18 protein-coding genes and 1 pseudogene are annotated in these 20,501 nt (G+C 45.3%); 12 read left to right on the top strand and 7 right to left on the bottom strand.

Features of this window, described 5'->3' with window-relative positions; genetic code table 11:
- Positions 1-77: 77 nt before the first annotated feature.
- Entirely contained in the window at positions 78-1,241 is a 1,164-nt protein-coding gene (locus AC58U0_RS21835) for an MFS transporter (RefSeq protein ID WP_497381085.1), read from the bottom strand.
- A gap of 635 nt (positions 1,242-1,876) precedes the next feature.
- Positions 1,877-2,905 (bottom strand): NADH:flavin oxidoreductase/NADH oxidase, encoded by a 1,029-nt coding sequence (locus AC58U0_RS21830; protein ID WP_497381084.1) that lies wholly within the window; start codon positions 2,903-2,905, stop codon positions 1,877-1,879.
- 350 nt (positions 2,906-3,255) lie between these two features.
- On the opposite strand from AC58U0_RS21830, the gene AC58U0_RS21825 reads away from it, so the two are divergent.
- Positions 3,256-3,963 carry a DUF421 domain-containing protein gene (locus tag AC58U0_RS21825; protein ID WP_497381083.1) on the top strand — a complete coding sequence of 236 codons (708 nt, stop codon included), beginning with the start codon at positions 3,256-3,258 and terminating at the stop codon, positions 3,961-3,963.
- Between the two features lie 97 nt (positions 3,964-4,060).
- Complete coding sequence (locus tag AC58U0_RS21820) at positions 4,061-5,431, top strand: sodium-dependent transporter (RefSeq protein WP_497381082.1); 1,371 nt, start codon at positions 4,061-4,063, stop codon at positions 5,429-5,431.
- Between the two features lie 129 nt (positions 5,432-5,560).
- Here AC58U0_RS21820 and AC58U0_RS21815 read toward each other — a convergent pair.
- Positions 5,561-5,734, bottom strand: a pseudogene (locus AC58U0_RS21815) (small acid-soluble spore protein H); the annotation flags it as partial.
- A 108-nt stretch (positions 5,735-5,842) separates the two neighbouring features.
- Positions 5,843-6,262: a hypothetical protein gene (locus AC58U0_RS21810; RefSeq protein WP_497381081.1), complete on the bottom strand. Its 420-nt coding sequence runs from the start codon at positions 6,260-6,262 to the stop codon at positions 5,843-5,845.
- 245 nt (positions 6,263-6,507) lie between these two features.
- On the opposite strand from AC58U0_RS21810, the gene rlmN reads away from it, so the two are divergent.
- The 3 genes from rlmN to AC58U0_RS21795 all read left to right on the top strand — a co-directional run bounded on the left by rlmN (position 6,508) and on the right by AC58U0_RS21795 (position 9,271).
- A complete protein-coding gene (rlmN, locus tag AC58U0_RS21805) occupies positions 6,508-7,605 on the top strand; it encodes a dual-specificity RNA methyltransferase RlmN (protein ID WP_497381080.1) in 1,098 nt (365 codons plus the stop codon).
- Between the two features lie 209 nt (positions 7,606-7,814).
- A complete protein-coding gene (locus tag AC58U0_RS21800; RefSeq protein ID WP_497381079.1) occupies positions 7,815-8,417 on the top strand; it encodes a DNA-3-methyladenine glycosylase in 603 nt (200 codons plus the stop codon).
- 146 nt (positions 8,418-8,563) lie between these two features.
- Entirely contained in the window at positions 8,564-9,271 is a 708-nt protein-coding gene (locus tag AC58U0_RS21795; RefSeq protein ID WP_497381078.1) for a dioxygenase family protein, read from the top strand.
- A 486-nt stretch (positions 9,272-9,757) separates the two neighbouring features.
- Here AC58U0_RS21795 and AC58U0_RS21790 read toward each other — a convergent pair whose 3' ends face one another.
- A complete protein-coding gene (locus AC58U0_RS21790; RefSeq protein ID WP_497381151.1) occupies positions 9,758-10,264 on the bottom strand; it encodes a hypothetical protein in 507 nt (168 codons plus the stop codon).
- A gap of 369 nt (positions 10,265-10,633) precedes the next feature.
- On the opposite strand from AC58U0_RS21790, the gene AC58U0_RS21785 reads away from it, so the two are divergent.
- Positions 10,634-11,164: a glycosyltransferase gene (locus AC58U0_RS21785; RefSeq protein ID WP_497381077.1), complete on the top strand. Its 531-nt coding sequence runs from the start codon at positions 10,634-10,636 to the stop codon at positions 11,162-11,164.
- 80 nt (positions 11,165-11,244) lie between these two features.
- On the opposite strand, the gene thrC is transcribed toward AC58U0_RS21785, so the two are convergent.
- Complete coding sequence (gene thrC / locus AC58U0_RS21780; RefSeq protein WP_497381076.1) at positions 11,245-12,633, bottom strand: threonine synthase; 1,389 nt, start codon at positions 12,631-12,633, stop codon at positions 11,245-11,247.
- Between the two features lie 134 nt (positions 12,634-12,767).
- Positions 12,768-13,808 carry a copper amine oxidase N-terminal domain-containing protein gene (locus AC58U0_RS21775; RefSeq protein ID WP_497381075.1) on the bottom strand — a complete coding sequence of 347 codons (1,041 nt, stop codon included), beginning with the start codon at positions 13,806-13,808 and terminating at the stop codon, positions 12,768-12,770.
- A 175-nt stretch (positions 13,809-13,983) separates the two neighbouring features.
- Here AC58U0_RS21775 and AC58U0_RS21770 point away from each other — a divergent pair, with 175 nt between their 5' ends.
- From AC58U0_RS21770 to AC58U0_RS21745, 6 genes are all read left to right on the top strand, one after another.
- Positions 13,984-15,729: an ABC transporter ATP-binding protein gene (locus AC58U0_RS21770; RefSeq protein WP_497381150.1), complete on the top strand. Its 1,746-nt coding sequence runs from the start codon at positions 13,984-13,986 to the stop codon at positions 15,727-15,729.
- Positions 15,730-15,755: 26 nt separating this feature from the next.
- Positions 15,756-17,504: an ABC transporter ATP-binding protein gene (locus AC58U0_RS21765; protein ID WP_497381074.1), complete on the top strand. Its 1,749-nt coding sequence runs from the start codon at positions 15,756-15,758 to the stop codon at positions 17,502-17,504.
- Positions 17,505-17,926: 422 nt separating this feature from the next.
- Positions 17,927-18,370, top strand: a complete 444-nt coding sequence (locus AC58U0_RS21760) for a MarR family winged helix-turn-helix transcriptional regulator (RefSeq protein ID WP_057303588.1) — start codon at positions 17,927-17,929, stop codon at positions 18,368-18,370.
- 85 nt (positions 18,371-18,455) lie between these two features.
- Complete coding sequence (locus AC58U0_RS21755) at positions 18,456-18,857, top strand: DoxX family protein (protein ID WP_057303587.1); 402 nt, start codon at positions 18,456-18,458, stop codon at positions 18,855-18,857.
- Between the two features lie 63 nt (positions 18,858-18,920).
- Entirely contained in the window at positions 18,921-19,880 is a 960-nt protein-coding gene (locus tag AC58U0_RS21750; RefSeq protein WP_497381073.1) for a ring-cleaving dioxygenase, read from the top strand.
- On the top strand, positions 19,877-20,485 hold the full coding sequence (locus tag AC58U0_RS21745) for an alpha/beta hydrolase (protein ID WP_497381072.1): 609 nt from the start codon (positions 19,877-19,879) through the stop codon (positions 20,483-20,485). Before AC58U0_RS21750 ends, AC58U0_RS21745 begins: the two co-directional genes overlap by 4 nt.
- Positions 20,486-20,501: the final 16 nt, after the last annotated feature.

Below are 20,501 nucleotides of genomic sequence, written 5' to 3'. Positions count from 1 at the left end.
CATAATCAAGTCGTGCCGATCAATAAGACCTTTTTCATATTATTTAGTTTTCTAAGCTTATAATCAAGACAATTCTTTTAAAAAATATGTAAAGAGGTTCGTTTTTTTGTCGAGCGATTGGACATTTTATTAGAAATAAGGAATAAAATGGCTGCCGTCAAGCACAACGCAAACAATATGAAATAAAGGAAAGGTGCGCCCATATGGTCAATGAAGATACCTCCAAAGGCACCCCCAATAATTCCGCCAAGTCCCGTAGTGATCGCTGCAAATACCGTTTGAAAGGTAGCCTGATTCTCGTCTTTGGAATAACTTTTCACCATTTCAACAGATGCGCTTGCGAAAAAAGCATAAGCCATTCCGTCTAAAAGCTGTGAAGCCAGCACCAGATAAATATCGTGCGTGAAAGCCAAAGTCAAACACTTGACCGCATAGCAAATTGCAGCCATGCAGAGGACAGGCAAACGTCCGATTTTGTTATTCAGCCTAGCTGATACCCAGAACATCGGTACTTCAATAATTGCTGCTATCGCATACGTGGTGCCAATCCAGGCTTTATTAAAGCCCATTTCTTTGAAATAAATAGGAAGAAATGAAAAGTTGATCGCAATCGATAAATTCACCAGCAAGCAAATCCCGATAAAGCCTAGAAACCGTTTATGGCTAATTACCTCTTTAGCCTGATCAAACATCGACAGCTTATGTTCGGACGGCTTGATTTTTGGAAATAGAAACAAAACACCGAGGACAGCAGCATTGATGATAAGGAAATAGAAAAAACTACTTCCGTAGCCGCTGCGTTCATAAATAATACCTGTGACAAAACTAGCCAAGGAAAAACTCAGGGCTCCCCAGAGACGAATGCTGCCAAAAGAAATACCCGCATTACTGCCAATCTCAACAGCCAACGCATCGCTTAACGAGGCAGAAGAAGATTGAAACCATGGGAAGAGAACCGAGAAGATCAATAAGGCAAAGTAGGCGTCAAAAAAGTAGAAGCCAAATGCGAGAATAGGGGATAGGATGGTACAAAGCATCAATATTTGTCGGCGATCGTTCAGCCGGTCATTCAGCATGCCCATAATGGGCTGAGCAATGACACTCGTAAAGGCCCAAAGAGATAGAAGCAGCCCGACCAGGGTAGAGCTTATCCCCTTATCACTAAGATATAGGCTAAGATAAGGCATTAATGCTGCCTGTCCGAGATAGTATAGGAAATAGTAGGACGCAAGACTTTTCATACAAGAATCCCCTCTCAGATGTCCCAACCAAATAAAGGGCATATACGTGTAATGTGTGAATTGATAGGAATCTGTGCCCATTTAACATCTTATTCTTTTCCCGTTACCTTGGCAATCAACTGCATTAAGGATTTTGGCTGCTCCATAGATCTTCAGGATCCGCGCTCAGGATGAACGCGGCCCTTTACGTAAGTTTAAATTTCGGTAAAGAGTGTTACTCCAATTCACTAGAAGAATAGCTGAAGCAAACAGGGTGTGGCTGTCCCAACACCTAGGGACACAGAAAATAAAAAAATGAGAAGGCATGGTTACTCCTGCCCTCTCATTTTTTGTTTTGTCGATTGTTGGGGAAAGCCACCTGACCACTAATACTATGTAGCGGAACGTAGAGGCGTTATTTCGGGAAAACAGCGCAAAAAATCGATTGAGAGGAACATGAGGGCGCTATTTGATCATTCAACACGATCCGGAGGCGAAAAACCGCGAAATAACGCCTCGTCGTTCCGCTTCCTCGTGATTGTGGGGGTTTTTCGAACAAATAGCGAATCGACGTTCCCTCTCAGCAAATTCGGGTCCAGTATATATAGGTAGAGAGGCTTAACATCAAAATGGCTATGGGATAGCGGCTTTCCGTATTAGTAAGCTCGAGTATATTGTTCCGGGATATGATTCGGTTCTTTGCGAAGTGTAATGGCTGCATGTGTAGCCCAGTACGGATCACGCAGCATGCCCCGTGCAATCGCTACGAAATCTGCATCTTCACTGCCGATAACGGACTCAGCAAGCGCTGGGTCTTCGAGCATACCTACTGCAATCACGGGTACATTCAGCGCTTCGCGGATTTTACGTGCGAACGGAACCTGATAGCCGGGGTAGTTGCCTGGTTTTCTCTCTCCAGCGGGTCCTTCTCCGCCTGAACTCACATGAAAAGCATCTACACCAGCAGCTTGGTAGGCTTTGGAGAGCTCGATGGCATGATCAATATCATATCCGCCATCGCCATACTCCACTGCGGAGATGCGGAAGATGAGCGGCATGTCAGCAGGCATTTCTTTTTTGACGGCTTGAATGACTTCTACGCCAAAACGGGCTAGGTCTTGACCGTATACATCATCTCGTTTATTGGTTAGAGGCGATTGGAACTGATGGATCAAATAGCCGTGAGCTCCATGAAGCTCGATCGTATCCACACCTGCTGTTACAGCACGGCGGGCGGCATCACCGAATTTTTGGACGACGTCTTGAACCTCCTCGGTTGTAAGAGCGCGCGGCATCTTGTAAGCCGAGCCAGGAAACTTAATCGCAGATGGGGCAATGGGGACTGCCGCGTCTTCTGCTTTGCGTCCAGCATGAGCGATCTGAATCCCGATTTTGCCATTATGCGAATGTACTCCTTCGATAATTCTGGCGAATGCTGGAATATGATCATCTGACCACAGTCCTAAGTCGAAATCAGTAATGCGGCCATCGGGATCAACATCCGTCATTTCCATAATAATGAGGCCAGTACCGCCAATAGCGCGGCTAAGATAGTGAACGTAGTGCCATTCATTTGGCTTTCCGTCTTTGGCCGTAACCGAATATTGACACATTGGCGCCATGACAATGCGATTGCTTAAGTGCAAACCTTTCAAATCATACGAAGAAAACAATTTCTGAGTCATAGTGATCTCTCCTTTAAGCTATTTATGAAGACAACCCTAACAAGGGTTCCTATTTGCAACTGATAGTCACGCCATTTATTATTAATGGTATTACAATTTAAAGCAAGTACCTACTTTTAAGTACTATAGTATCAAAAAGTATACTAAAGGAGTCGTTTACCATGGGTGATCAACGATTTAAGACTCGGTAGAAATGAGCAAACTCTCTTGCTATTCTTTGACGCGGTCATCCTGAGATTACTCCTTGAGTACACCTTATACAGAGGTTGTCGATAATTCTCGAGCTCTATCCGTGCTTGGTTTTTTCTTTTTTGTTTAGGAGATAATGACAGGGGAGGAGGGACATAAGTATGTATGCCTACGTGGAAATTCTGATTCGGACCGTTCTGGCTATTTTACTGCTTCTGTTTATAGCCAAAGTACTTGGTAAACAGACGATTTCCAATATGACGTTTCATGATTTTGTGACTGGTATTACATTAGGGGCTATTGCAGCTAATTTGGCATTCAATGAAAAATTAAGTCTTTCGCATATGATTTTATCGCTGATTGTCATTGCCATTACGTCCTATTTGTTATCCGTCATTGCATTGAAAAGCCGCAAAATGAGAAACTGGATATCAGGTTCCCCGACGGTACTTATTGAAAGCGGGAAAATTCTTGAAGATAACATGAGAAAAGTGAGATATACACTGGATTCATTAGATCAGGCCTTAAGGGAAAAGGGGATTTTTAATATAGAGGAAGTGGACTATGCCGTACTTGAGGATAATGGCGTGGTATCGGTATTAAAAAAAGACGAGTACCAATATGTCACTAAAAGGGATATGAAGCTTCTTCCAAACGCCCAAGTTTTTCCCGTTGAATTAATTATGGATGGGAAAATGATGGAGAAAAACCTAGAGAATAACGGACTGACTAAGGAATGGTTGGAACAGGAGGTAAAACGCAAAGGAAAACAGATATCGGACGTATTCTATGCGGCAAGAGGTACGAAACAACAACTTGTCTTTGATTTTTATGAAGATGGAATCCAACAAACCATTGATAAAGAATAAACGGATGTAAACTTTGTGAAATTTTACAAGGTGACGGGAGAAGGATTTTCCAGTAACATTATTGCATCTAAATAACGTTAGGAGATAATCATTCAACATGAGTAACGATCAGACATCAGGAAAAGCAGCAAGCAAAAAAACAGGAACGGTTGAACGATTTACGTCTACTGGTTTTATTTTGGCTGCAATCGGCAGCTCGGTAGGGCTAGGCAACATGTGGAAGTTTCCCTACATTACAGGTAAACATGGCGGTGCCGCCTTTTTCCTGTTGTTCATTATTTGTTTAATTGTTGTAGGCTTACCTATTTTGCTTGCAGAGATGACGATTGGCCGCGGCGGTAGAGGGAATGCATCGGTATCCTTCTTTAATTTGACGGGTAAAAAATACTGGGGAGCATTTGGGTTATTATCAATTCTAACCGCTTTCATGATCATGTCCTATTACGCGGTAGTCGCGGGATGGACACTCCATTATACGGTAGAGTCGTTTACTGGCCTCTTGTTCCAAGAGGGCTCCGACTATAAAGAGAAGTTCCTGTCATTCGCTTCGGGCTACTGGCCTATTTTCTGGCAGGCTGTTGTTATGTTGGTCACAGGGTGGGTTATTGCCAAGGGGGTTTCTGGCGGTATTGAGAAATTCAACAAAATTTTGATTCCTGGTTTTCTCATCATCCTACTCATTCTTATGTTCCGTTCGCTTACGCTCCCGGGAGCAGCAGAAGGGGTATCCTTTTTCTTAAAACCTGACTTCTCCAAGCTGGACGCGGAGTCTGCGCTAGTTGCTTTGGGACATGCATTCTTTTCCTTATCGTTAGGGATGGGCTGTATGTTAACGTATGGCTCTTATGTGGAAAAAAGACAATCACTCGGCACGGCGACGCTCGCCATCGGTTTCGGTGATTTGGTCTATGCTTTCATCGCGGGTCTAGTCATTTTCCCTACGGTGTTCTCCTACGGGCTTCAGCCAGGCGAAGGCGTAGGCTTGGCTTTCATGGCGCTGCCTGCAGCGTTCTCGCAAATGCCATTTGGTTTCTTCTTTGGTGGTCTATTCTTCTTGCTGCTAGCCATTGCGGCGTTAACTTCAGCGATTTCCATCTTAGAAGTTCCAGTCGCTTATGCTATGCACAAATGGCAGTGGAGCCGCAAAAAATCAGCGGTTATCTTATCTATCCTTTGTTTCTTAGTTGGTGTTCCTTCAGGGCTTTCTGTTGGAGGCGTGCTAGGGGACTTCCATCCTGGAGGTAAAAGCATTTTTGATTGGATGGACTTCGTTACTTCCTATGTACTGATGCCATTCGGTGGGTTGGTCGTTACCTTGTTTACTGGCTACGCGTGGAAAAAGGCTGGAGAAGAAGCGGGTTTGAAGGGTTTTTGGTATAAAGCCTGGATGTTCTTGTTGCGCGTGGTAGCTCCCATACTCATTGTTTGTGTGTTCTTGCATTCGGTAGGTATAATTAAATTTTCATAGACCTGTACCAAATATCATTAGTAAAGAGGATACCGCGAGGGTATCCTCTTTTTTTCTTACTTTTTTTCAATCATTCGACGGCAATGGACATATCATTTTAATGTCTTCCATCTCCAACATTTGAGAACGCTCGACTAGACTGTTCAGAGGGACACTTTGTTCATTTTCCGGTTGATCCAAAGGATAAATTCTGGCGGTTTCATTCTTTTCGTCGACATTTTGAATGTAGATTGGCGTCCCATTATAAGTGACATCTACCATGACAGGTGAAACCGCAATCTCTTGAGCGCGTTGATTGTTCATTTTTTAGCCTCCTTGACGTACTAGTTACATTATTTGTGGATGTGAAAGGATGTATTCATAAAAAGGCACCCCCAGCTATTTGGAGGTGCCTTACCTTTTATTCGATTCTCATACTAAGATGATAGCTCTAGCTAACCAACTAAATTTATTCAGCTGAGCTGTTGAACCGTTACCAACTGTAATAAATGAACCCGTAAAAGTAATTCCGCGGTTGATTGTAGACCTTTGAATATAACCTTCATAAAGCTGGTTGTTTATTCCTGGGATGCTGCCGCCCGGAACAAATCTTAGGAAAGTAATTTTACCCGAAGGTACGTCATACCATCCTCGAATGGTATTCCCGAATACCGTTCCTGTCACAAAGCCATTACGAGCGATTGTAGTGTTTAGCAGTCCTCTAAATCCATTTGCTTCAATAGACCATGTCGCTACAATAATAGGGATTTGAGTAGGACGCACACGACGTTTTTTAAGCAGAGCTGCTTGTTTTTTGAAATAAACAGGGAGTTTTTGAGTTTTGGATGCCATGTTTTTATCACTTCCTTTTATCCTATCCTATGTAAGAGCGGTGGGAACTGTATGGATTAATAGATTAGTAGAATAGCGTATTTTTCATAAAGGATGGTAAAATAAGAGGCAGATAAAGGAACGTGTATGGCCTCTCACTCCCCTTGTGTTCATGAAGGATTTTTGGCACAATAATAAACAGATGGTACGCTTCGGCTGCTTAGTAGAATAGGACTGTATGTGAAAGTCTTGAAAAGAGGATAACGATGAATAAAGAATCCATCTTTGGATTAACGTTGGATCAATTGATTGCATGGCTTGAGGAAAAAGGACACAAAAAATCGCGGGCATTACAAGTCTGGGATTGGCTATATCGGAAGCGGGTGACCGACTTCTCAGAGATGACGGATGTGAAGCAGGATTGTATTCAGAGTCTGGAAGAGCATTTTGTCATTCAGACGTTGACTGAACATACGAGGCAAGAATCAGCGGACGGTACGATGAAGTTCCTGTTCAAGCTGCAGGATGGTAATTTGATCGAGACTGTGTTGATGAGACATAAATTCGGGTTATCTGTGTGTGTAACGACGCAAGTTGGCTGCAACATTGGGTGCAGCTTCTGTGCGAGCGGGCTTTTGGCCAAAAGTCGTGATCTATCCAGCGCCGAAGTCGTGGAACAAATTATGAAGGTTCAGTTTCATTTGGACAAAGCGGGCAAAGACGAACGTGTCAGCCACATTGTTGTGATGGGGATTGGCGAGCCATTTGATAATTTTGAAAATATGGTTGATTTTATCCGTGTTGTGAAAGATCAAAAAGGTCTAGACATTGCCGCTAGACATATTACGGTATCAACTAGTGGTCTTGCTAACAAAATAATCGAATTCGCAGACTCGGATTTGAAGGTAAATCTGGCGATTTCTCTGCATGCTCCGACGAACGAGCTTCGTACCCGGATCATGAAAATAAACAAAGCGATTCCAATTGAGAAATTAATGCAGGCGATCGAGTACTATTTGGAGAAAACGAACCGGAGAATTACACTCGAGTATATTCTGCTGAAGGATGTAAACGACGGTAGAGAGCATGCGCTGCAATTAGCAGAGCTCATCCAGCATATCCGCCACCTTGCTAATGTGAACTTGATTCCTTACAATCCTGTGGATGAGCATAGTCAATATCAACGGAGCGAGCGGGAATCCGTGCGGGCTTTCTATGATACGTTGAAAAAGCAGGGCATTAGCTGCAGTGTTCGCCTTGAGCATGGGACAGATATTGATGCCGCTTGTGGACAATTAAGAAGCAAACAGATCAAACAATCCACAGGGGATAACCTGGGTCAGGATAGTCTGGTTGTAGGATAATAAAGGAGACAGGACCCCATCAGATATTGATCGGGTCTTTTCTTCGTAAAGAATATCAGCTGTGATATAAAGGGAAAAATGACTTAAGATCCAACTGAGATAGGTATAGGAGGCGTAGAATGTCAGATTTCAAAGCCGTTATTCTAGAAGAGGAAACTGCACCTTCTCATGCCATCGCATGCCAGCAATGTGTCAAGGAAATGACTTAAATGGAGATGAATGTTCTGTCTTCCCAACCCGTAGCTGCTGCATTTTTTGGGCAACCCACACTGCTCTTGGCTCGTTCACTGCTCGGTAAACTGCTTGTGAAAGAAACCGAATTAGGCATAGCTTCAGGCTGGATTGTAGAAACAGAGGCCTATAAAGGGCCGAGAGATCGCGCCGCACATAGCTTTGGCAATCGCAGGACACCGAGAACGGAAGTCATGTTCGGCCCTCCGGGCTATGTCTATACCTACGTGATGCATACGCATTGTTTAGTGAACATAGTAAGCGGGGAGCCCGGTCACCCAGAAGCTGTCTTAATTCGAGCTGTGGAGCCCTGCATAGGAATTGATCTTATGTATGATCGCCGCGGCCACGATAAAAAACGCAAGGATCTCACAAACGGTCCCGGCAAACTAACGAAAGCCCTTGGCATTGCAAAAGAGGATTATGGAAGGCCCTTCTTTGAGCGTCCTCTCTTCATTGCTGAAGGAAAAACAGTAGAATCCGTTGCGACTGGACCGAGAATCGGCATCGATAATAGTGGGGAGGCCAGAGAATATCCGTGGCGATTCTGGATCGAAGGGAATCCTTTTGTTTCAAAATAGCTAAGTATCTAAGGAGCTGCATTTTTTTCGTCTATCCTGCATCTATTTTCAGTAAACTTTAAGCCTATCTTCGGCTAAATTTCAGGGAATTTCCCCCAGCTCCATGCTATTCTATTCGTACAAGAGGTTGAAATGGGGGAACGACAATGGAAGAGAAGCAAACGGAGTGGGAATCATCGAGCACGAAAATAACGCGTCGCCGGTTCTTGGTATCAAGTGCTCTAATGGTCACCAGTGCGGCGTTAGCTGCCTGCGGAATCAATTTGGGCGGTGGAGCAACGACTGGAGAAGCAACGACTCAGCCTGAAGTTAGTCATGCGAAGGAAATAGCTAGCGAATCACCGAAAGCTGCGATTCTGGAGCCAACACCTGCGTGCGGTTCACCAGAGGAGATGACGCTGGCTGTCACCGAAGGTCCGTATTTTACACCGAACTCGCCAGAGAAAAGTTCCTTGCTAGAGCAAGGAATGAAGGGAACGAAGCTTACGCTTGTAGGCTACGTTGTATCCACGGCGTGTAAACCAGTTGCGCATGCGCTATTGGACTTCTGGCAGGCAGATGCCGACGGTCAATATGATAACAAAGGCTTCACCCTTCGGGGACATCAATATACGGACGATAAAGGCAAATTTACGTTGGAAACGATTGTGCCGGGCTTGTATCCAGGGCGAACTCGCCATATCCATGTGAAGGTGCAGGCGCCGAATGGTCAGGTGCTGACGAGTCAGCTTTTTTTCCCGAATGAAGCAGGCAATGCGAAGGATGGCATCTACAACAAGGCACTGCTGATGGACACTAAAAGCAATGCGGATGGCAGCCTGTCAGGCGCCTATCAATTCGTTGTAAAGGTATAAATAAAGAGGAGCCCATGAGAAATCATGAGGCTCCTTTTCGTTTTAGATATGTAAGAATTGAGGGTAAGCATAGCTTGTCCCCTGATTTTGCTGTATCTTTATCTTCTTCTTTTTGTCTCAGTCTTTTATCCTATGTCTCGGTCTACTCCCCGCTTAAGTTTTACAACGTACAACAATTCCGTTAGTTTCTTCTCATTAAGCAGTAAGTGTTGTATGTCGTACAACAATTTAGCCATATTTCATGGAATTGAGCTAATTTATTGGAAAATTGTTGTATTTCCTGCAACAATCGCGGAGATAACGCGGATGCAGCCTGCGTAAAGTTGTACGTAGTACAACTTTACGATTACCTTGGGCTAACATTGCTTGGAGCAAGCGACTTTTTGAATGAAAAAAGCTTGCATCTACTAATAAACTTGCTCCGTATTAACCGAACAAACACCACACTCGTCCAAAAGGAGGGCATAATCCGAATTCTTCATAGAGTTACATTGATTTCCGATTACGCGTAATTATCATCAAGCCGCCTGCTACGATGAGAACAATGGCAATGATCGGTTGGTTGTGGAAGAACTTGTTGAAAATGGAGCCTATGGAGAAAATGGTGAAGAATAAAAGGGACATGACCGTCAGAATGTTTATCGGGATGAGCAGCCATTTATTTCGGCCTCCGAACCAATATAGTTCGAATAAACCGACGGCAACAGCAAGCATGAATCCAGGCCACATAAGATGCCAGATATCGAACAGCATGGAGATTTGGCAGATGATGCCGGCCGTTAAAACAATCCCCCCTGGGACAAGTACGCCAACACCTCGCCGCTGCAGGATAAAGAAGTATAGCCAATGGAAAAATATGCCAACTGGTATGACAAACAAAGTTGGCCAGAAGTACTCAAAAATGGTACCGGTATTAAAAGTACTGTCACCTTTTAGAAACATAAAAATACCTAAGATGATCAATATAGGGCCCAAAAAGGCGCTGCGATTCATATTCAACATGCTCACTCCTAAACGTTATTATCCATTCTCAATTAGTTTAAGGATATCATGACATACAGAAAGTGTCTTCCTACTCAGGGGGAGGATGAGTATCGGTCGGAGGACTGATTTTTCTGCGTTGTAGTCTCTTTTTCTGGTTTTGGATCGTGAATCATTTTCATGAATGAAAATAGTCCATAAGCACACAATAAACGGACTATGTACACATTTATGCCAAAAGGAGAGATGTTGATGCAAGGCAAGTTTCTAAAATTAACGCTGCTATCGATATCCATAGCCTTAAGTGTTGTTCCGCTCAGAGCAGAGGCTAAAGTGGCAGACGAACACGCCGTCGTAAAAATGCAATAATACAGCCAATCAATGGTTAAGCTGAAAGGCGATTTAAGAAGGCTGTGGATCGATCATATTTTGTGGACGAGAAGCTACCTTGTAAGCGCACTTGCTGGTCTAGAAGATCAAGAGAAAGTGCTGGCTAGATTGCTCAAGAACCAGAGGGATATCGGAAATGCGATAAAACCTTATTATGGGGAAGCAGCAGGTAATAAGTTAGGAGACCTGTTGACAGAGCATATCGTCTTAGCGGGCAAAGTCGTAGCTGCAGCCAAAGGCGGCAATACACCTGATTTCGAGAAGTATAATAAGGAATGGTACCGGAATGCCGATGATATCGCCGCGTTCCTCAGCAAGGCCAACCCGAATTGGTCTATGAAAACTCTGCAGGATATGTTACACGTGCACTTGCAATTGCTCACAAACAATGTGGCGGCTAGGCTTAAAAAGGATTGGGAAGCGGACATCCACACGTTGGATCAAGGTGAGGATCATATGATTATGTTTGCGGATGTTCTTTCGGACGGGATTATTAAGCAATTTCCTAAACAGTTTAAGTAACAGGGATAGCAAGCCCCTAAATGTGCAGTGAAAAACAAAAAAGCCTCGAAGACAATTGTCTTCGGGGCTTCTTCGCGTCATTAGAAAAACTTAACGAGTTGATCCTTAATCTCATCGTTTGAACCGCCAACGACCGTCTGGAATTGCGGCTTATCAAATAGCGCTTGAATTTGCTGCGGATAAGTCTGCTCAATGCTGCGCAAACGGATCGACTCATCGAATTTAGCCGGATGAGCGGTCGAAAGGGCAACCGTCACTTCACCGTCTAGAGCTAGCTTGTCGGCAGCAGCTACCCCGCAAGCTGTATGCGGATCGAGCAGATACGCGTATTTTTCATAGTACTCGCTGATGGTATCCAGGCACTCTTCATTCTGCACGCCATAGGCAGCAAAATCAGCTTGCACGGCTTGCAGCTTGTCAGCAGGAATAACAACGCGGCCTTCGGCCTTGAATTGATCCATGATAGCCGAGACAGCTTGCGCGTCTTCGCCATAGAGGTAGAACAAGTAGCGCTCGAAGTTGCTAGCCACTTGAATGTCCATGGAAGGACTGTATGTTCCGCGGAATGCTCCTGGTTGGTAGACGCCATCTTGTACGAAACGCTCAAGAATATTGTTTTCGTTCGTTGCAAGAATGAGTTTATGGATGGGAAGACCCATTTTCTGAGCCAAGTAACCAGCAAAGATATCTCCGAAGTTACCAGTCGGCACACTGAAATTGACCTTATCAGCCTGATTATTGTTCGCTAATTGGAAGTAAGCATAGAAGTAATACACCGTTTGTGCCAAGATGCGGGCAATGTTGATTGAGTTAATCGCACGCAAATGGTAACGGTGCTTGAATTCCACGTCGGCGAACAGCTCCTTGATAATACGCTGGCAGTCGTCGAAAGTGCCTTCAACGGAAAGATTCAGCACGTTCGCATCGTCAACAGTGGTCATCTGCAGCTCTTGAACCTTGCTAACCTTCCCGTGTGGGTGAAGAATACAGATCCGGATGCCTTCTTTACCGCGGACACCTTCAATTGCTGAAGCCCCTGTATCCCCTGAAGTTGCTCCGAGAATATGGATAATCGAATTCGTTTTACGAGAAACGTACGAGTAGAGATTGCCTAAGAATTGCAGAGCAATGTCTTTGAAAGCAAAAGTAGGTCCGTGGAACAATTCCAGCACATACGTGCCATCGTTCAGACGTTTGACGGGTGTCACAGCGTCATCCCGGAAGGTTGCATAGCTATCGTCAACGAGCTGCTTCAGCTCATTGCGCGGGATTTCGTTATTCACATATAACGAGAAGATTTCAAGAGCCAACTCCGAGTAGGAGAGCTTTTGCCACTTCTGTAGTGTGTCTGCCGATAATTGCGGGATATGCTTAGGAACAAGTAAACCGCCGTCGTCTGCCAATCCCATCAAGATGGCGTCGATGAAGCCGATGGGTTCTACTTTACCGCGAGTGCTAATGTATTCCATATGAGTCCCCTTACGATTGAATTTTCAGCTATTGTATCAAAAAACAGACCATTTGGACAGTGTAGATGCTTTACAAATGAGCAAAAAAACCCTCCAAAGCGGGAAGGTTTCTTCGATATTTTTAAAGTATTAACCTATTCTTGTTCAGCAACTACAACGATTTTCCAAGCATTACCGATTGGGGGAAGGCTTTTCGTCAGTGCAGGTCCATAAAATCCGATAACATTCGCGCCTTTAACAAGAGCACTTTTCTCCACTTTGTCACCGTTTTTATCTACGATAGCCGTCTCGGCTGCCATTTGTAGAACAACCTCGCTCGGAGCTGTTTCCATTAAACCGGCACCCTTAATGAGAAGACTCACATTGCCCTTATCATCGCTGCGGACTTCTTCAACCACGCCAGATGTGCCCAAGCTGTTTGCCTCTATTTTCGTGTCCAAAACCGTAATTTTGGAAGTGGACGTTTGTGGCGGCAAGCTGAGAGTAACAGCCATAGAATGCTCTGCAGATATGGTTAAGCCAACGTGAAGATCGGAAAGACTAAGCTTAGTGCCATCCAGCATTTGATATTCCGTATCTTTGTTCACATTGAGGACCATCCCCTCCGTGCCAATTCCTTGAACCTGAATCGCTGTATAATCACCAACAGGTCGAATCGAGGTGATTACGCCAGTCGTTTGAACTTTCTTGACGTCCTCTTTCATCGCGATGGAAACCGAAGCTCCTTCCGTTGTGACAGATCCATGCAGCACTTTGCTGACAAAGGAAGCAGGCACGTAAAGCTTGTTATCGACCAATTCAGGTGCCGTACCAAGCGTTGTGAACATTTTATTAATCGCATAGCGATCTTCGCCAGTCTTCACGGTTGTAAATACATTGCCTTTCAACAAATCAACAGAAAGCGTTTCTTGATTCCAAGTGAGTTTGAAGCCTAGGCTCTTCGTTACAGCTCGAAGCGGCAGCATAGGTTCAGTCGCAGCAGGTTTCAAATAACCTTTCTCGGAAAGGGCTCCTCCATTGACTTGAACGGAAATAGCCGCTGGAGCAGCTTGTGTGGTGACAGGCATAATAGTAGTCGTGTGGACAGTTTCATTCGTTGCAGCATATGCGGCACCCGTCGTCATCATGGCGGATAAGGATAGAATAGCTAAGCTCTTTTTCATCGTACGATTCATGGCTGTAATACCTTCCAGTATGTAAGTTATGTTGGATAGTCTGTCTTCCTAAACGAAGGGTTTTTCCAGAATGTTGCAGGCGGACGGAAAGTTTCGTTAAAAACAACTTAATAAGTGGACTTCAATTGGCTTAAACTATAAAATCAATCTTAGTGGGAAATGGAAAGGGGTGGAAATCTTGTCTTTTGTAATCAAATTGCGGTGGTTTTTCAAAGAAAGATGGAAATACTACGTGCTTGCAATTAGCTTAATGATCTGTGTGAATTTATTGGCGACGATTCCGCCTAAAATGATAGGGAATACAATCGATCAGATCGGCAGCAGGAGTTTAACGGCATCTAGCTTAAGTCAGACTGTTCTTCTGCTTGTAGGCTTGTCTCTCCTATTATATGTAATTACTTATGTTTGGATCACGACTTTATTTGGCAATTCAGCACTTGTTGAGAAAGTGCTCAGAGGTCGTTTACTGGCTCATCTGACGAAAATGACACCGGCTTTCTTTCAACGCAACAGCACGGGTCAGTTGATGGCATTAGCTACTAATGATGTACTCGCTATTGGACAGACCGCTGGTTACGGCGTTATGACACTCGTACACACGTTGGTCGGGGCATCCGTCGTCATTATTACGATGATCTCCCTAATTAGCTTCAAATTAATGATTGCGGCGCTGATTCCTCTGCCTTTTCTAGCCTTTGTGATTAGTAAACTGGGTCAAAAAGTGAGAGTTCGCTTCCTTGCTGCACAGGCTTCTTTCGGCCAAATGAATGATCATGCACTCGAGTCCATCTCCGGTATTCGTGTGATTCGTTCTTATGTTCAGGAAGATCATGATCTGGTCGCCTTCGATAAAGTAACGTCAGAAGTGATGAATAAGAATAGACGCGTGTCCATGCTGAATGCGCTTTTTCAGCCGCTTACATCGTTGATTGTCGGTCTAAGTTACTCGATAGGCATTGGCTATGGTTCTTATATGGTCTTTCACAATGAGATCACGCTGGGTCAGCTGATTTCATTTAATATTTACTTAGGTATGCTGATCTGGCCGATGATTTCTTTCGGCGAGTTTATTAATGTCCTGCAACGCGGCAGTGCCTCGGCAGACCGTCTGGATACAGCGCTGACGCAGAAAGCGGATATTGTGGATGTTGATGCACCGATTGCGGTGAGTGTGCCGGAAAGTATCGAGATGAAGGATTTAACCTTTACGTATCCGACCGCAAACCATCCAAGTCTCGTTAACGTTTCTTTCCAATTAGAAAGAGGTCAGACGCTAGGGATTGTAGGCCGGACGGGTAGCGGCAAAAGCACGCTGCTGAAGCAGCTGCTGCGGCAATTCCCGATAGAACCAGGTAAGCTGCTGTTTGCAGGCGTGCCGATTGAGAGAATCGCCTTGGATCAAGTGAAGCGCTGGGTAGCCTACGTTCCACAGGAGCATCTGCTGCTGTCGAAATCCATTCGTGACAATGTCGCGCTGGGTAAGCACGACGCTTCGCCGGAAGAGATTGCAAGGGCCATTGAGATGGCCTCTTTTACCCAAGATATCGAGCAAATGCCGGAAGGTTTAGCGACAATTGTCGGCGAAAATGGCGTCATGCTGTCCGGTGGACAGAAGCAGCGTTTGGCAATTGCTAGAGCCCTTCTGATCGACTCGGAAATCCTGCTGCTCGATGACTCGTTATCCGCTGTCGATGCGCGGACCGAAAGCCGCATCCTCCAGCATATCCGTAAGGAACGCGCGGGCAGAACGACATTGATCAGCACGCACCGACTTTCGGCTGTAAGCCACGCGAATTGGATCCTCGTCCTAGATGAGGGGCGAATTGTCGAAGAGGGTACCCACGAAGAGCTGATGTTGTTCGGGGGCTGGTACCGTGAGCAGTGGGAACGTCAACAAATGGAAGCGAGTTTGGAAGAATGACAAACAGAAGAAGGGAGGACGACAAGATGCAGAAACCGTCCACGGCGAGAAGGCTGATTTCGTATGCGCTCGTCTATAAGTTCAGGATTATCGGCGCACTGCTCATTCTTTGCTGTGCAGTAGCCGCCGAGCTGGGCGGACCTTATATAACCAAAACCATTATCGATCAGCATTTGTCTACAGACACACGAACGATGGCGCCTGTACTTAAGCTGCTTGGTCTCTACATGGGCTTGCTCCTCGTAGCAAGCATCTGTAATTTTTCGCAAGCCTATTTGCTCCAATCTACGGCTTTGCAAATTATCAAAAACATGCGCATGGACTTAATGCAGCACATTCAGCGCATTTCTTTGCGCTATTTCGATAACACGCCGATCGGGCAGGTTGTATCTCGAATTGCGAATGATACCGAGGCTGTCCGAGACTTATTCATGAGCTTCATGGCAACGTTCGTCGTAAGCATGATGCAGCTAACCGGCATCTTCGTAGCTTTATTCATTCTGGATTGGCATCTCGCTCTTTTTTGCTTGGTGCTGCCGCCTATCTTTGCACTAATTATGGTTGTTCACTTAAAATATTCGAAAATCTTCATCACCATTATGCGTGCGCGGCTGAGTGATATGAATGCGATGATTAATGAATCTATCGTCGTTATGCCCATTATTCAAGCTTTTCGCCGGGAGAAAGTGACGCTTGAGGAATTCGAAGTACTGAACAAGGATCGCTATGTGAATCAACTTAAGCAGTTCCGCATCTTTTCCTTATCCTCTCGTAATATTGTGGGGACCATCGGCAGCTTGGTGACGGCTATGGTCATTTGGTATTTTGGTAGGGAATCGCTGACAGCTGTGATTTCTTTCGGGGTGTTTTATGCTTTCATCGATTATCTGGGGCGAATCTTTCAGCCGATTATCGGGATTTTCGATCAATTGACGAATGCGCAAAGAGCCTTTGTATCCGCGGATAAGGTGTTCACCATCCTAGACATGGAAGGCCAAGAGGTTGAAAAGACTGATAAGGTTAGCCGCCCGGAAGGCGTTGTGAAGTTCGAGGATGTAACCTTTGCTTATAAAGCAGGGGAAAACGTACTGAAGCATATTTCGTTCGAAGCTCGCAAAGGAGAAACCGTAGCCTTGGTCGGACATACAGGCTCAGGCAAAAGCTCCATCATGAACTTGCTGCTCGGTTTCTATGAACCGGATGAAGGCAGCATCACGATTGATGGACGCGACATCCGGGGGATGTCGAAGCAAGCGCTGCGTAAGCATATGGGCATTGTTTTACAGGACCCGTTCTTGTTTGCCGGAGATATCAAATTCAATGTGAGCCTATACAATGAAGAGATTTCGCTTGAACGCGTGAAAAATGCGCTAAGTGATGTAGGTGCAGCCTCCTTCATTGAGCAGCTGCCTAATGGCTATGATGAGCAGGTTGTGGAGCGGGGGAGCACCCTGTCTTCCGGCCAGAGACAGCTCATTTCATTCGCGCGAGCGCTGGCCTTCGACCCGTCGATTCTCATCTTGGATGAAGCGACAGCCAGCATCGACAGTGAGACGGAAGGGCTGATCCAGCGAGCGCTGAAGGTGGTAAGCGAAGGGCGAACGACCTTGATCATCGCGCACAGGCTGTCGACGATTCGCGACGCCGATCAGATTCTCGTGCTGCACCGCGGCGAGATTGCCGAGCGCGGTAATCATGAGACGCTGATGGCGCTGGGCGGCCGATACGCGAAGATGTATCAGCTGCAGAAGGGCGAGTCGGCTGTAGTGGGCTGACCTTAACATATGAAGCCTGCCTATAACTGAAGCATAGGACGTGTTTCAAAAGGATAAGTCTTTCCCGATAGGGGGAGGCTTATCTTTTTGTCATTTTACCTGAGCGCGGTCATTTTGGTTAAAGATGAAGATGCAAAAGTGCATGTATTTTCAGGTGGTTAGGACCAGCCTCAAAACGAACAATACTTAGCCCAAAAAGGCTCAAATACCAACCTTTCTTTTGACTAACTAAGCGGATACTAACGCATGATAAGCAGCGTGATAAAGAAAAGCACATTATTTTTCAAATTACCTGTTGACATCTATCTCAAAATGAAGTATCTTTAAATCAAGATATTACAAATTAAGATTTCGCAGCAAAGCATAACACACCACAGATCATCACAGCATAACAAAAAGATAAAAGAAATGAGGTGAACCAAATGAGTGAACAGAGAAACGAATCATTAGATCTCTATATTGCACTCTCCAGAGCAAGTGAATGGGTCAACGCCCATGGGGACCGCGATATTCGTAATTATGGATTGAATCGAACGGAATTCGGTGTTCTCGAGTTGCTTTATCATAAAGGCGCGCAGCCGATTCAACAGATTGGCGGTAAGGTGCTGATGAGCAGCGGGAACATCACCTATGTTGTAGATAAGCTGGAGAAGAAAGAGTTCGTAAAGCGCAAAACATCAACCGAAGACCGCAGGCTCATTTTTGCAGAAATTACGGAAAAAGGGAAGCAGTTTATTGAAGAAGTATTTCCCAAGCATACCGAGGTCATTGAGAAAGCAGTGGCTGGACTTACAGCAGAAGAGAAGAAGATAGCTAGTCAATTGTTGAAGAAGCTTGGTAGGTTTGCTCAGGATGGTTTCAAGTAGTTTGCCCTCCAATAAGAGGTGTTAACTACTTAACCTTTTAACTAATATCTTAAAATAAAGATTCTTAAATTGGAGGAGAATGAATATGAGTATCGCATTAGGATTATTAATTATTCGTTTGGTTGTTGGATTAAGCTTTATGGCGCATGGGGCACAGAAGCTGTTTGGTTGGTTCGGAGGCTATGGTCCGAAAGGAACGGGCGGCTGGATGGAATCCATCGGCATTAAACCCGGTGTTGCTATGGCGGTTATGGCAGGACTCATGGAGTTCGTAGGCGGTGCGTTATTCGCCGCTGGATTTGGTACAGTCATTGCTTCATTGCTCATCGTCATGACAATGGTCGTTGCGATTGTCAAAGTACACGCTAAGAGCGGCTATTGGGCTACCGCGGGCGGCTATGAATACAACTTGCTGCTGATTGCTATTGCGGTTGGCGTGGCATTAACTGGCGCAGGAGCTTACTCTGTCGACGCTTTATTCAATTAATAATCTTGGATACTTTTAAATTAGGTCTGGAATAATTAAACTAAACTAAAGGAGTTGGATTCAATGACACAACAACAACAACAAACAGCAGGTATTCACCATATCACAGCTTTCGTTCAAAATGCACAAGAAACGGTAGACTTTTATGCAGGGATTCTAGGACTTCGGATGATCAAAAAAACGATTAACTTCGACGCACCTGAAGTCTACCATCTGTACTTTGGTAATGAAATGGGAAGTCCAGGAACGATCATCACTTTCTTCCCATGGGCGCACTCTCGCAAAGGTCGCATTGGCGGCGGTCAAGTCGGTATCACAACGTATGCTGTGCCAACAGGCAGTCTGTCATTCTGGGAAGAGCGTCTAACGCAATTTGATATTCCTTTCGAAAAAACGCAAAGATTCACAGAGACATACCTTCAATTCGAGGATCGGGATGGTCTGAAACTTGAAATCGTAGAGCGTGAGCAAGGAGCGCCTAGCCAATGGTCATTCGGCGGTATTCCAACGGATAAAGCGATCAAAGGCTTCGGCGGCGCTGTTCTCTACAGCACGGCTCCTGATAAAACTTCGCAGCTGCTTGAGCAAGTGATGGGGCTTCAAAAAGTAGGGCAAGAGGGAGCTTACGCTCGATTCAAATCCTTCGGAGACTTGGGGAACATCGTCGATGTTAACGTAACCCCGATGGCCTACGGAGCTGGTGGAGCTGGTACCGTCCATCATATTGCATGGCGCGCCAAAGATGATGCTGAGCATGCACTATGGAGAAGCCATGTACAGTCGAATGGATTCCAACCTACGCCGATCGTGGATCGTCAATACTTTAACGCGATTTACTTCCGTGAAGAAGGCGGCATACTCTTTGAGATTGCAACGGATCCTCCGGGCTTTGCACGTGATGAACAGCCAGAGGCGCTAGGTGAGAAACTGATGCTGCCGGAATGGTTCGAGGAGAGCCGCGAACAAATCGAGCGTAATCTTCCGCCGATTCAAGTACGTGTATTGGAGGCGAAAAAACAATGAAACATATTTTTCAAAAAGGAACGGATATAACGGCTCCGGTACTCGTGCTCTTTCATGGCACGGGTGGCACCGAACGTGATCTTATGCCGCTAGCTCAGGCGATTTCACCGACATCGTCGGTGCTGAGCGTCAGAGGTAATGTGCTTGAGAATGGGATGCCGCGGTTTTTTCGCAGGCTGGCTGAGGGAATCTTTGATGAGGAGGATCTCATCTTCCGTACCAAGGAATTGTACGATTTCCTCGATCAAGCTGCCGTGGAACACGGCTTTGATCGTAACAATCTCGTAGCCATTGGTTATTCCAACGGTGCAAACATCGCCGGAAGTCTGTTATTCCACTATCCAGATGCACTGCGAGGAGCTATTCTCCATCATCCAATGGTGCCGCTGCGAGGCATTCAACTGCCGGATCTATCCGGGATTCCAGTCTTTATTGGAGCAGGTCAGAACGATCCGATCTGTTCTCCGAAGGAGACAGAGGAATTACAGAAGCTTTTAAGTGAAGCGGGATCAACTGTCGCTGTTCACTGGGAACAGGCAGGGCATCAACTAACTCGTTCGGAGGTAGAAGCGGCAGCGACTTGGTTCAAGACGAATTTAGCATGAGACCGAGTCTAGTAGC

This window comes from Paenibacillus sp. J31P190 (genome assembly GCF_059692075.1).
The sequence above is the reverse complement of the archived record's forward strand: the minus strand, read 5'-3'. Positions and strand labels throughout refer to the sequence as shown.